The sequence below is a fragment of the Kitasatospora sp. NPDC127116 genome, assembly GCF_042677365.1.
Classification (GTDB): Bacteria; Actinomycetota; Actinomycetes; order Streptomycetales; family Streptomycetaceae; genus Kitasatospora; species Kitasatospora lactacystinica.
This window is the reverse complement of record NZ_JBHXTL010000196.1, coordinates 1-13,189: the sequence shown is the minus strand read 5'-3', so window position 1 is coordinate 13,189 and position 13,189 is coordinate 1. Positions and strand designations below refer to the sequence as shown.

At 71.1% G+C, this 13,189-nt stretch carries 8 protein-coding genes; 5 read left to right on the top strand and 3 right to left on the bottom strand.

The annotated features are described in order from the left end of the window. Nucleotides 1-588: 588 nt before the first annotated feature. Both ACFVHV_RS40980 and ACFVHV_RS40975 read left to right on the top strand, forming a co-directional pair. Nucleotides 589-3,108: an ATP-dependent Clp protease ATP-binding subunit gene (locus ACFVHV_RS40980; RefSeq protein WP_359910468.1), complete on the top strand. Its 2,520-nt coding sequence runs from the start codon at nucleotides 589-591 to the stop codon at nucleotides 3,106-3,108. A gap of 344 nt (nucleotides 3,109-3,452) precedes the next feature. Then, a complete protein-coding gene (locus ACFVHV_RS40975; RefSeq protein WP_359910465.1) occupies nucleotides 3,453-5,798 on the top strand; it encodes an immune inhibitor A domain-containing protein in 2,346 nt (781 codons plus the stop codon). 100 nt (nucleotides 5,799-5,898) lie between these two features. Here ACFVHV_RS40975 and ACFVHV_RS40970 read toward each other — a convergent pair whose 3' ends face one another. Beyond that, nucleotides 5,899-7,125, bottom strand: a complete 1,227-nt coding sequence (locus ACFVHV_RS40970) for a threonine aldolase family protein (RefSeq protein WP_380358608.1) — start codon at nucleotides 7,123-7,125, stop codon at nucleotides 5,899-5,901. Nucleotides 7,126-7,482: 357 nt separating this feature from the next. Between ACFVHV_RS40970 and ACFVHV_RS40965 the strand changes: the two genes are divergently transcribed. Next, complete coding sequence (locus tag ACFVHV_RS40965; protein ID WP_380358605.1) at nucleotides 7,483-8,520, top strand: M23 family metallopeptidase; 1,038 nt, start codon at nucleotides 7,483-7,485, stop codon at nucleotides 8,518-8,520. A 15-nt stretch (nucleotides 8,521-8,535) separates the two neighbouring features. On the opposite strand, the gene ACFVHV_RS40960 is transcribed toward ACFVHV_RS40965, so the two are convergent. Then, nucleotides 8,536-9,168: a helix-turn-helix domain-containing protein gene (locus ACFVHV_RS40960; RefSeq protein WP_359910456.1), complete on the bottom strand. Its 633-nt coding sequence runs from the start codon at nucleotides 9,166-9,168 to the stop codon at nucleotides 8,536-8,538. A gap of 223 nt (nucleotides 9,169-9,391) precedes the next feature. On the opposite strand from ACFVHV_RS40960, the gene ACFVHV_RS40955 reads away from it, so the two are divergent. Next, nucleotides 9,392-10,987 (top strand): MDR family MFS transporter, encoded by a 1,596-nt coding sequence (locus ACFVHV_RS40955; protein ID WP_380358603.1) that lies wholly within the window; start codon nucleotides 9,392-9,394, stop codon nucleotides 10,985-10,987. A gap of 65 nt (nucleotides 10,988-11,052) precedes the next feature. Here ACFVHV_RS40955 and ACFVHV_RS40950 read toward each other — a convergent pair whose 3' ends face one another. Beyond that, nucleotides 11,053-11,988, bottom strand: coding sequence for an A/G-specific adenine glycosylase (locus ACFVHV_RS40950; RefSeq protein WP_359910450.1), 936 nt, complete (start codon nucleotides 11,986-11,988; stop codon nucleotides 11,053-11,055). 193 nt (nucleotides 11,989-12,181) lie between these two features. Here ACFVHV_RS40950 and ACFVHV_RS40945 point away from each other — a divergent pair, with 193 nt between their 5' ends. Beyond that, on the top strand, nucleotides 12,182-13,042 hold the full coding sequence (locus ACFVHV_RS40945) for a hypothetical protein (RefSeq protein ID WP_359910447.1): 861 nt from the start codon (nucleotides 12,182-12,184) through the stop codon (nucleotides 13,040-13,042). Nucleotides 13,043-13,189: the final 147 nt, after the last annotated feature.

Genomic DNA, 13,189 nt, shown 5'->3' with positions numbered 1-13,189 from the left:
AACCCCCCCCCCGGGGGCGGAGGCCCCCCCCCCCCCCCCCCGCGGCGCGTGCCCGCGGGGCCGCCGCACCGGGGGCCTGCGGAGCACGGGCTCGGGCACGGGCTCGGGCGGCGGAACAATCACGGGCTGTGCAACGCTGTAAGGGCGAAGCGGTAACGAGGACACCCGGGACGGCGTACCCGGCCCCGGCCGCCGTTGAACCGCCGTCACCACGGCCCGACTTCTCGCCAGGCGAACACCGCCACCGCGGAAACTGCGCGAGAACCGCCCCGATACCGGGTATGAATGCAGGTGGACGGGTTCTTCGGCCCGTCCAGGGGCAGTATGTGCGACCGGCCGGACGGTTCCGGCCGCGCCCCGGCGGCGCGTGTTCGCCGATGGCGTAGCGGAATCCGGTGCATCCGGCCCGCCTGCGGGAACACCGTTTCCCAGCATCAGGTTGGGATTGGTGTCGGCTGGTCGCGCAGCATCTCGCTCCTCTACCGGGGAGTGAATCCGTGGGCCGCGCCGCTGAGCGGGACTAGCATGCGGAAGGACAGGGCGGGGACGGACCCCGAACTGCCCGACCGCTCTGAGGAGCGATAAACGATGTTCGAGAGGTTCACCGACCGCGCGCGGCGGGTTGTCGTCCTGGCTCAGGAAGAAGCCCGGATGCTCAACCACAACTACATCGGCACCGAGCACATCCTCCTGGGTCTGATCCACGAGGGCGAGGGCGTCGCCGCCAAGGCCCTGGAGAGCCTCGGGATTTCTCTTGAGGCCGTTCGCCAGCAGGTCGAGGAGATCATCGGCCAGGGCCAGCAGGCCCCGTCCGGTCACATTCCCTTCACCCCCCGGGCGAAGAAGGTGCTGGAGCTGTCGCTCCGCGAGGCCCTTCAGCTCGGCCACAACTACATCGGCACCGAGCACATCCTGCTCGGCCTGATCCGCGAGGGCGAGGGCGTCGCCGCCCAGGTCCTGGTGAAGCTGGGCGCCGACCTCAACCGGGTGCGCCAGCAGGTCATCCAGCTGCTCTCCGGCTACCAGACCGGCGGCGGCAAGGAGTCGGCCACGGCCGGCGGGCCCGCCGAGGGCACCCCGTCGACCTCCCTGGTCCTGGACCAGTTCGGCCGCAACCTCACCCAGGCCGCCCGCGAGGCCAAGCTCGACCCGGTCATCGGGCGCGAGAAGGAGATCGAGCGGGTCATGCAGGTGCTGTCCCGCCGCACCAAGAACAACCCGGTGCTGATCGGTGAGCCCGGCGTCGGCAAGACCGCCGTGGTCGAGGGCCTGGCCCAGGCGATCGTCAAGGGCGAGGTCCCGGAGACGCTCAAGGACAAGCAGCTCTACACGCTGGACCTGGGCGCCCTGGTGGCCGGCTCGCGCTACCGCGGTGACTTCGAGGAGCGCCTGAAGAAGGTGCTCAAGGAGATCCGCACCCGCGGCGACATCATCCTGTTCATCGACGAGCTGCACACCCTGGTCGGCGCGGGCGCCGCCGAGGGCGCCATCGACGCCGCCAGCATCCTCAAGCCGATGCTGGCCCGCGGCGAGCTGCAGACCATCGGTGCCACCACCCTGGACGAGTACCGCAAGCACCTGGAGAAGGACGCCGCGCTGGAGCGCCGCTTCCAGCCGATCCAGGTCGCCGAGCCCTCGCTGCCGCACACCATCGAGATCCTCAAGGGTCTGCGCGACCGCTACGAGGCCCACCACCGGGTCTCCATCACGGACGCCGCCCTGGTCGCCGCCGCCACCCTGGCCGACCGGTACATCTCGGACCGCTTCCTGCCGGACAAGGCGATCGACCTGATCGACGAGGCCGGCTCCCGGATGCGCATCCGCCGGATGACCGCGCCGCCGGACCTGCGCGAGTTCGACGAGAAGATCGCCGACGTGCGCCGCGAGAAGGAGAGCGCGATCGACGCGCAGGACTTCGAGAAGGCCGCGTCCCTGCGCGACGACGAGAAGCAGCTCCTGCAGGCCAAGGCCAAGCGCGAGAAGGAGTGGAAGGCCGGCGACATGGACGTCGTCGCGGAGGTCAACGAGGAGCTCATCGCCGAGGTCCTGGCCACCGCCACCGGCATCCCGGTCTTCAAGCTGACCGAGGAGGAGACGTCCCGCCTGCTGCGCATGGAGGACGAGCTGCACAAGCGCGTCATCGGCCAGAAGGACGCCATCAAGGCGCTCTCCCAGGCCATCCGGCGCACCCGTGCGGGCCTCAAGGACCCGAAGCGCCCCGGCGGTTCGTTCATCTTCGCCGGCCCGTCCGGCGTCGGTAAGACCGAGCTGTCCAAGACGCTGGCGGAGTTCCTCTTCGGCGACGAGGACGCGCTGATCGCGCTCGACATGTCCGAGTTCTCCGAGAAGCACACCGTCTCCCGGCTGTTCGGCTCCCCGCCCGGCTACGTGGGCTACGAGGAGGGCGGCCAGCTGACCGAGAAGGTCCGCCGCAAGCCGTTCTCGGTCGTCCTCTTCGACGAGGTCGAGAAGGCCCACCCGGACATCTTCAACTCGCTGCTGCAGATCCTGGAGGACGGTCGCCTGACCGACTCCCAGGGCCGCGTGGTCGACTTCAAGAACACCGTCATCATCATGACGACCAACCTCGGCACCCGGGACATCTCCAAGGGCTTCAACCTGGGCTTCGCGGCCACGGGTGACACCCAGACCGGGTACGAGCGGATGAAGGCGAAGGTCGGCGAGGAGCTCAAGCAGCACTTCCGCCCCGAGTTCCTGAACCGCGTCGACGACATCGTGGTGTTCCACCAGCTGTCCGAGGACGACATCATCCAGATCGTCGACCTCATGATCGACAAGGTGGACGAGCGGCTCAAGGACAAGGACATGGGCCTGGAGCTCAGCGTCGAGGCCAAGAAGCTGCTGGCCAAGCGCGGCTACGACCCGATCCTGGGTGCCCGTCCGCTGCGCCGCACCATCCAGCGCGAGATCGAGGACCACCTCTCCGAGAAGATCCTCTTCGGTGAGCTGCGGGCCGGCCACATCGTCGTCGTCGACGTCGACGGTGAGGGCAAGGAGGCCAAGTTCACCTTCCGCGGCGAGGAGAAGTCGGCCGTCGCGGACACCCCGGCCGCGGTCGCCTCGTCCGGTCCGGACCTGACGAAGTAGCCCAACTTTTAACAGACAACTTCACAGCCACCGAGCCCCCGGCGTTCGCGCCGGGGGCTCGGTGCGTTCCGGCCCCTCCGCGGTCGGCACCGGTACGGACCGGGACGACGGCTTCCGCATGGGCTGGTACGGGTGCGCTCGGTTTCTCAGCGAGCTTTAACCAACATACGGTTGACAGACGGTCAGGTGATAGGGAGTCGCGGAGCATAGCGCCGTGACCATGTCACGGTCAAGGTCTATCTTTTCTGTGCACGCTTGTATCAAATGACGTCCACCTGTCTTTCATTTTGGTTTGCCGGGCTTTGGCCAAGAGCTGGGCCCCGGTCGGGGAGGACGTCACAACGTTGAAGAGCACCAGGAGAACCGCTGCGGCTGCCACGGCCGCAGCGGTCATAGTCACGCTCGGCGCGGGCCTGTTCCCGGGCACCGCCGTCGCCGCCGGCTCGGCCCCGGTCCCGCGGGACCCGGCCGAAGCCGTCCAGAACACCGAGCACAACCTTCCGGGCCCGCTGACGGCGAAGGTGGAGGCGGAGCAGAAGGCCGCCACCGAGAAGCTGCTCAACGGCACCGCCGAGGTCGAGCAGCACAACGGCAGCACCAGCGTGAAGCTCGGCAAGGACAAGTACGTGGAGCTCGCCCGCGAGCGCACGGACAAGATCTTCACCATCCTGGTCGACTTCGGTGACCAGGTGGACAACACCACCAAGACGCCGGACGGCAAGGTCAAGTACGGCGGCGAGGCCGGCCCCAAGCACAACGAGATCGAGAAGCCGGACCCGGCCACCAACAACTCGACCCAGTGGCAGGCCGACTACAACCAGCAGCACTACCAGGACCTGTACTTCGCCAAGGACAAGCCCTCGCTGAAGACCTACTACGAGAAGCAGTCCTCGGGCCGCTACTCGGTCGACGGCGTGGTCCAGGACTGGGTCCGCGTCCCGTGGAACGAGGCCCGGTACGGCTCCGACTACTGCGGCTCCAACGTCTGCGCCAGCGCCCAGGACCTGATCCGCGACGCCGTGGACATCTGGTACAAGGACCAGCAGGCCAAGGGTCAGACCGAGGCCCAGATCAAGGCGACCCTGGCCTCGTACGACCAGTGGGACCGCTACGGTTCGCACCACGACGGGAACTTCAACCAGCCCGACGGGTACATCGACCACTTCCAGATCGTGCACGCCGGCGAGGACAAGTCGGCCGGTGGCGGCAAGCAGGGCACCAAGGCCCTGTGGGCGCACCGCTCGTACGTCTACGGCAACCTGCAGGGCTCGGCCGGTCCCGAGGGCAACAAGCTCGGCGGCGTCCAGGTCGGCAACAGCGGCCTGTGGATCGGCGACTACACGATGCAGCCCGAGAACGGCGGCCTCGGCGTCTTCGCCCACGAGTACGGCCACGACCTCGGTCTGCCGGACCTCTACGACACCGCCGGCAAGGGCATCGACAACTCGGTCGGCTTCTGGTCGCTGATGTCCTCCGGTTCCTGGCTCGGCGAGGGCAAGAACAGCATCGGCGACATGCCGAACGACCTCGACGGCTGGAGCAAGTACCAGCTCGGCTGGCTGAAGGTGGACCGCGCCAAGGCCGGCACCGAGTCGACCCACCACATCGGCCCGGCGGAGTACAACAGCAACCTGCCGCAGGGTCTGATCGTCGACCTGCCGAAGAAGAGCATCACCACCGACATCAACAAGCCGTTCGGCGGCACCGGTGAGTGGTGGAGCGGCAGCGCCGACAACCTGAACGTCACGCTCACCCGCGACATCGACCTGACCGGCAAGGCCAAGGCCAGCATCAACGCCAAGGCCTGGTACGAGCTGGAGCAGGACTTCGACTACGCGTTCGGCGAGGTCTCCACCGACGGCGGCAAGAACTGGACCGTCGTGGACGGCACCTGGAACGGCACCGCCCTGCCGCGCGAGAACGGCCGTCCGGCCCTCAGCGGCCAGGTGGCCGCCTGGGGCGACCTGTCGTTCAACCTGGACGCCTTCGCGGGCCAGAAGGTCAAGTTCCGCTACCGCCACACCAGCGACGGCGGCCTGCACTTCCGCGGCCTGACCCTGGACAACGTCGCGGTCGTCGCCGACGGCGCCACCGTGTTCAGCGACGACGTCGAGAACGGTGACAACGGCTGGGTGGCCGACGGGTTCTCCCGCTTCAGCGGCTCGTACACCAAGGACTACGCGCAGTACTACATCGCGGAGAACCGGCAGTACGTGTCCTTCGACCAGACCCTGAAGACCGGCCCGTACAACTTCGGCTTCGCCGACAAGCCGGGCTGGGTCGAGCACTACTCGTACCAGCCCGGCCTGCTGATCTGGTTCTGGGACGAGTCGCAGACCGACAACAACGTCAGCGCCCACCCGGGCCACGGCCTGGTCCTGCCGGTCGACTCGCACCCGGCCCCGCTGAAGTGGTCCGACGGCGCCCTGATGAAGCCGCGCGTCCAGGGCTTCGACTCCACCTTCGGTTCCCGTCGCGTCTCCCCGCTGACCCTGCACAAGGCCGGCGTCGAGACCGTCATCCCGAAGGCCAAGGGCGTCGACGAGTTCAACGACCTGAAGTCGTGGTGGAGCAAGGACAACCAGTACGCCGGTGTCGACGTCCCGAAGACGGGCACCAGCATCGAGGTCGAGAACGAGTCCTCGAACTACCTGGAGACCTGGATCCGGGTCCGCCCGGTCGACAACTGATCGTCACCCCCCGGGTAGCGATCGGCCTGTGACCAGGCAGCTCTGACAACTCCACGTCCGGCCCGTCCCCGCAGCGCGCGGGGGCGGGCCGGACGCTTTGTCAGGCCCGGCCGGCCGCCAGCCGGTCCAGGAAGGCGGCGGCCGCCACCGTGACGTCGGCGGCGGTCCAGTCGAGGGCGGGCGCCGCGACCGTGACCTCGGTCATCGACAGCCCGGGCGGCCCGCCCGCGCGCCAGGCGCCGAACAGCCCGATCCCGGTGTCCTCGGCCAGCCCCAGTCCGGCCTCCTCCAACTCCCCGACCGGGTGCGGCAGCCAGAGCTGGAACTGGTGGGTGTGCGGCGGGTCCGGGTGCACCCGGGCGCCGGGGACGGCGGCGAACGCCCGGCCCAGCGCCGCGGCGACCGTCCGGGCGTGCGCCACGTACCCGGGCAGCCGCGGCAGTTCGCGCTCCAGTCCGGTCAGCGCGGCCAGCGCGAACGGCCACTGCTGGTAGAGCTGCCCGCCGTAGCGGTGCCGCCAGGCCCGGGCGGTGCGGACGAAGCCGCCCGGACCCGCCAGCGCGGCGCCGCTGATCCCGCCGAGCGTCTTGTAGAAGGAGACGTAGACCGAGTCGGCCAGGGCGGCGACCTCCGGCAGCGGCCGGCCGAGGGCGACCGCGGACTCCCAGATCCGGGCGCCGTCCAGGTGCAGCGCCGCACCGTGCTCCTCCCGCACCACCGCGGCCAGCTCCGCCAGCTCCGCCCAGCCCGGCAGCACGAACCCGGCGTCGCGCAGCGGCAGCTCCAGGCTGAGCGCGGCGTACGGCTCGTCCAGGGCGCGCAGTTCCTCGGCGGTGGGCTGGCGCGGCTCGGTCGTCGGCCAGAGGCTGCGAAGGCCGGACAGGACGCCGAGCGCGTGCCGCTCGTGCCGGTCGGTGTGGGCCAGCGGGTGGGTGACCACGGTGCGCGGGCCGGCCGCCTCGGCGTGGATCCGCAGGGCGATCTGCTGGGCCATGGTGCCGGTCGGGAAGAAGGCCGCGTCCTCGGTGCCGAGCAGCTCGGCGACCCGGTGCTCCAGGGTGCGGACCACGCCGTCGCCGTACTGGTCCGGGCGGCCGTCCAGGTCGGGGACGGCGTGCGGCCCGGGGGCGGCGCCCGAGCCGGGAGCGGCGTCCGGCCCGGGGCCGGCGTCCGGGAGCGGGCCGGCCAGGTCGGCGAGGCGTTCGCGGATGCTCTGCGGCCGGACGCCGGACAGCAGCCGCTCGCAGCCGCGCAGGGCGGCGAAGCGGCGGTCCGGCAGGCTCGGGCGGTCACTGGCGTCGGGGTCTTCGCTCCTGTTGCCATACATGGCTCGATGGTGCCGCAGCGGGCCGGACCGGTCAGCGGTCCGTACGAAAGCGGTTCGAGCCCGCCAAACCCGGGCCGCGCGTGGCGCTGATCACAGGCCCGCGGCCCGGTACGACCGGCGGTAGTAGCGCACCCGGGGGAACCGGCGGGCGCGCCGGAGCGGACCTGGACGATCGGATCTCATGATCGGTACTCCATCGGTTTGAATCTCCGGCGCCACGCCGACTACACGCCGTAGTACGTCACCCCGTTTGGGACTCCGCTCGGTGACCGTTACACCTGAGTGGTCCCCCGCTCAGCACGCGCCCGAACGGGCCCTTCGTGCTGCCCTCGTACGACCCGTGAGGTACGGCAAGCGATGTCCAACGTCCCGCCCTTGGCGCCGGCCCTGCGCCGGCTCGCCGCCCGTGCGGCGGCCCGGGCCGCGGCCTGGCAGCCCCGGCTCGACCACGCCGTCCGTACCCACGCCGCGCCGCTGCACACACTCGCCGCCCGTACGGCGGCCCGGGCCGCGGCCTGGCAGCCCCGGCTCGGCCATGCCGTCCGTACCCACGCCGCGCCGCTGCGCACGCTCGGATCGCCCCGGCACACCACGCTGCCCGGCAGCCGGCAGCGGGCCGAGCACGACCACGCGCTGGTCTCGGCCGGAGCGGCCGCCGTGCTGCTCGCCGGCGTGCTGCTGGTCGCCACCCCGGGCTCGGCCTCGGCGCAGACCGTGCTGCCCACCACCCCGGGCAGCTCGGCCTTCACCGTGCCGAAGGTGGACGTGCCGAGCGCGGGGCTGGTCCAGGTGGCCGGACCCAGCGCCTACAAGCTGCCCGACGACGGCGACTCCGCGCAGCAGTCCGTGGCCGTGGCGGCCAACCTGCTGCCGTTCGACCCGCCGGCACCGGAACCGGAACCGGCACCGGAAGCCGCCGCCGAGCCGGCCCCCGAGCCCGACCCCGGCCCGGCCCCGGCCCCGGCCCCGGCCCCGGCCCCGGCTCCCGGATGGTCGGCGCCGGTGCCGAACGCACCGACCAGCAACCCGTACGGGAAGCCCAACCGCAGCTACGCGGCCGGGTACCACACCGGGGTGGACTTCGCGGTCGCCCCGGGCACGCCGCTGCTGGCGGTCGGCGACGCGACCGTGGTGTCGGCCGGCTGGGACGGCGCGTACGGCAAGGAGGTCGTGCTGCGGCTAGCGGACGGGCACTTCGCGCAGTACGCCCACATGTCCTCGGTGGCCGTCGCGGCGGGCGAGCGGGTGTCGGCGGGCGAGCGGATCGGCATGTCCGGGAGCACCGGCAACTCGACCGGGCCGCACCTGCACTTCGAGATCCGCACCAGCAACCGCTACGGCGCGGTGGTCAACCCGATCGCCTACCTCGCGGGGCACGGCGTCACGAACTTCTGAGCCGCCCCGCGGCGCTCAGCGGGCGCCGGGCGCGGGGTGGCTGATCCGGGCGCCGATCTCCAGCGCGATGTCCCGGGCCGCGCCGATCGCCTCGTCCAGTTCGGCGGGGGGCAGCCGCTCGCCCCACACGTTCGGGGCGTGACCGCAGTTCGCGCTGTCCTGCTTGACCAGGAACAGCGACGAATGGACGGTGAACAGTGCCATCGCGGCCCGCAGCCGGTCGTGGAAGTCCGCGTCCGGCCCGTGCACCAGCTGCATCATGGTGATCATGCGATCCCTGAAGGCCAGCCCGGCCGGGGACTCGCGCAGCGCGGGCTGGTTCTCGTGGAAGAAGCGCAGCAGCGGGGCCCGCTCGGCCATCCCGTCCGCGAAGCGGCGGATCAGCTCGTCGCGCACCTCCGGGCTCCAGACCTGCTGGCGGCCCCACGCGACGGTCTCGTCGATCGGCGCGGCCATCCGCTCGACGATGCCCAGGACGATGTCGTCCTTGGTCTTGAAGTGGTAGTAGAGCGCGGCCTTGGTGACGCCCAGGCGGTCGGCGATCTCGCGCAGTGAGGTCTGCTCGTAGCCCTGCTCGGAGAAGAGCTCCAGCGACACCTCGATGATGCGAGCCCGGGTGTCGCTGCGGGGGCTGTGCGGAGTGCCCATGGCCTGCCTCATGACTGCGTCGGTTGACTACTGCGGACCCCGGGACGGCGGCCGCCCCGGACTCATTCTCCCTGCCCAGAAGGCCGGTCGGGAAACTGGCTTGACGACCGGCTAGTAAACAACCTACCGTGCCGACGGTCGATAAACTAGCCGGGCGACAAGTAAGTGAGCCGCCGCACGGCACGACGCTCCGTCCGAACCACGCTCCGGGAGACCCCACCCCATGTCACAGTCCAAGACCGCCGGCCCGGTACCGGAGGACAAGACGGCCGAGGAGGAGCAACCGCGGTCGCCCCGCGAGATCCGCCTCGTGATGGTCGGTCTGGTCGTCACCATGCTGCTGGCCATGCTCGACAACCTGATCGTCGGCACCGCGATGCCGACCATCGTCCACGACCTCGGCGGCGGCGAGCACCTGTCCTGGGTGGTCACCGCCTACACCCTGGCCACCGCCGCCTCCACCCCGGTCTGGGGCAAGCTCGGCGACATGTACGGCCGCAAGGGCACCTTCCTCACCTCGATCGTGATCTTCCTGGTGGGCTCGGCGCTGTCCGGCCTGGCGCAGAACATGAACGAGCTGATCGGCTTCCGCGCCGTGCAGGGCCTGGGCGCCGGCGGTCTGATGGTCGGCGTCATGTCGATCATGGGTGCGCTCGTCCCGCCGCGCGACCGCGGCAAGTACCAGGGAATGTTCGCCGCGGTGATGGCCCTCGCCACCATCGGCGGCCCGCTGGCCGGCGGCTTCATCACCGACCACCTGAGCTGGCACTGGACCTTCTACATCAACCTGCCGCTCGGCGTGATAGCGCTCGCCGTGGTCGTCGTCACCCTGAAGCTGCCGAAGGTCCGCAACACCGCCAAGATCGACTACGCGGGCGTCGTGCTGCTCACCACCGGCATCACCTCGCTGGTGCTGATCACCACCTGGGGCGGCCAGCAGTACGCCTGGGGCTCCAAGGAGATCCTGGGCCTGACCGCGCTCGCCGCCGCCTCGCTGATCGCCTTCTGCTACGTGGAGCAGCGGGCCGAGGAGCCGATGCTCCCGCTGAGCCTGTTCCGGAACCTGAACTTCACCCTGGTCTCGATCATCGGCTTCATCGTCGGCTTCGTGATGTTCGGCTCGACCGTCTTCCTGCCGCTCTACCAGCAGACGGTCCAGAGCGCCTCGGCGACCAACTCCGGTCTGCTGCTGATGCCGATGATGTTCGGCATGCTGATCGTCTCGCTGGTGGTCGGCCAGGCCGTCACCAAGACCGGCAAGTACCGGATCTACCCGATCATCGGCACCATCGTGATGACCGCCGGCCTGATCCTGCTCTCCACCATGGGCATCGGGACCAGCAGGTTCACCTCGGCCTGCTGGATGGTCGTGCTCGGCGCCGGCATGGGCTTCCTGATGCAGATCACCATGCTGGTCGCGCAGAACAGCGTCGAGCTCAAGGACATGGGCGTGGCCAGCTCCACCGCCACCCTGTTCCGCACCATCGGCGGCTCCTTCGGTGTCGCGCTGTTCGGCGCGCTGTTCAACAACCGGGTGACCGACACCATGGCGGAGATGCTGGCCGGGAAGCCGATGCCCCCGGGCGGCATGAAGGACCCGCAGCAGAGCAGCCTGGAGGAGCTGCACAAGCTGCCGGACTACGTCCAGGACGCCTACAACCACGCGGTGTCCAACGGCATGCACACCGTCTTCCTGTGGGGCGCGGGCGTGGCCGTGATCGCGATCGCCGCGGCGGTGTTCCTGCGCGAGGTGCCGCTGCGCGGAACCGGCAAGGGCGAGAAGCCGGCCGAGGCCTCGCTGGAGGCGGCGGCCGTCTGACGGCCCCCGCACACGACGGCGCCCCCGGGAGGTCCTCTCCCGGGGGCGCCGTCGTGTTCCGCCGCTTACTGGGGCAGCCGGTAGACGCCCTGCTCGACCGGCTCGACCAGGCCGTCCGCCACCAGGCCGTCCAGCGCCCGGGCCCGCTGCACCGCGTCCGGCCAGACCACGTCCAGCCGGGCCTGCGGCACCGTCCCGTGCGCCTCGCGCAGCACCGCGAGCAGCTTGCCGCGCACCTGGCGGTCCGTCCCCTCGTAGGACTGACCGCGCCGGGCCGGGCCCTCGTACGGCGGGCGGCCGGCCCGCTGCCAGGCGCAGGCGGTGAACAGCGGGCAGTCCCCGCACTCCGGGCCGCGCGCGGTGCAGACCAGCGCGCCCAGCTCCATCACGCCGACCGCCCAGGTGGCCGCCGTCTCCGCGTCGTCCGGCAGCAGCGCGGTGGCGGTGCGGCGCTCGGCCGCGGTGGTCGCCTGGGGCGGGTACTCGACCCCGGTCACCGCGCGGGCGAAGACCCGGCGGACGTTGGTGTCCAGCACCACGTGCCGCTGGCGGAAGGCGAAGGAGGCGACGGCGGCGGCGGTGTACTCCCCCACCCCGGGCAGCGAGAGCAGCGTGGCGTGGTCGTCCGGGACCTCGCCGCCGTGCTCCTCGGTGATCGCCACCGCGGCCGCGTGCAGGCGCAGCGCCCGGCGCGGGTAGCCCAGCCGGCCCCACATCCGGACCGCCTCGCCGGACGGCTCGGCGGCGAGGGCGGCCGGGGTCGGCCAGCGGGTGAGCCAGGCCTCCCAGGCGGGCAGCACGCGCTTGACCGGGGTCTGCTGGAGCATGAACTCGCTCACCATGACCGCCCAGGGCGTCGCGTCGGGGGTCCGCCAGGGCAGGTCCCGCTTGCTCGCCTCGTACCAGTCCAGGACGGTCGAGTGGAACAGCGGCAGGGGCATCGGCAGCCGGGCGGCGTCGGCGGCCGAGACAGGGAGGGCGGGGGTGGTGATGGCAGTCATGGCCCTTCGATCCTCCCATGCCCGCCGACCGGGCCGAAGTGGATCAGGCCACTCCGGATCCTCCCGGGGAGGCTCCGGAAATCGTCCGATTGGAGCTCGCTCGAACGGATCAAATGGCGGATCATGTGAAGGAAGGGGCGACTGTGCGGTGTTGGTGAGTCAATCGCCACACACAGTCTCGTAGAGTTTGATCGTGCCTTCTCTGCGTCAACCCGTCGGACCACTGCCGGCCTCGATCTACTGGCGTCGGCGCATCGTCGTGCTCGTCGCCGCCGCGGCGGTCGTCGCCCTGATCGCCTGGCTGATGATCGACCCGGGCGGGGGCGGTGACGGCGGCTCACCGGGCAACGCCGCACAGGCCGTTCCGTCCCAGTCCCAGAACCAGACCCCGGCCCAGGCCATCACGCCCGGCGCCTCCCCGAGCGGCCCCGCGGCGCGCCCCGGCGGCGGCACCGGCGGCCCGGTGGCGGGCGGCGGCGGCACCGAGGTCAACCTCAGCGGCGGCACCGGCACCGGCGGCGCCAACCCGGCCCCCGGAGGCGGCGCGGCGCCGGCGACCGGCGGCGGTACGGGCGGCTCCGGCGGTACGGGCGGCGGCGGCACGGGCGGTGCTCCGGCCGTGAACACCCCCGAGATCATGGCGCTGCCGGTCTGCGCCTCCTCGCAGGTGGCGCTGGAGCTGGCCGGTACCCAGAACTCGTACCAGCCCAAGGACAAGCCCCGGCTGGCCCTGACGGTCAAGAACTCCTCCGGCACCAACTGCCGGGTGGACCTGGGCCGCACCGCCTCCGTGATCACGGTGAGCGGAAGCACCAACGACCGGGTCTGGTCCTCCGGCGACTGCCCGGCCGACAAGGGCAACATCTGGGTGCAGCTCGGCGCGAACGGCAGCCAGACCGAGACGTTCACCTGGGACCGCAGCCGCAGCAAGCCGCAGTGCGCGACCGCCGACCAGACGCCGCCGCCGAGCGGCACCTACGTGGTGCTCGCGGAGCTCACCGGGCTCTCCGGGGACAAGGTCTCGGCGCGGGCCTCGATCCGACTGGACAGCTGAGAACCGGTCAACTTTTCCTGGAGCCCCCGGCCGCCGCGCGGCCGGGGGCTCCGTCGCGTTCGGGGGCTCCGTCGCGTTCGGAGGCGGGTTCGGTGCGGTGCTCCGCGCTTCGGCGCGGCACGGCTCCCGTTCGGCGCGGCTCCGGTT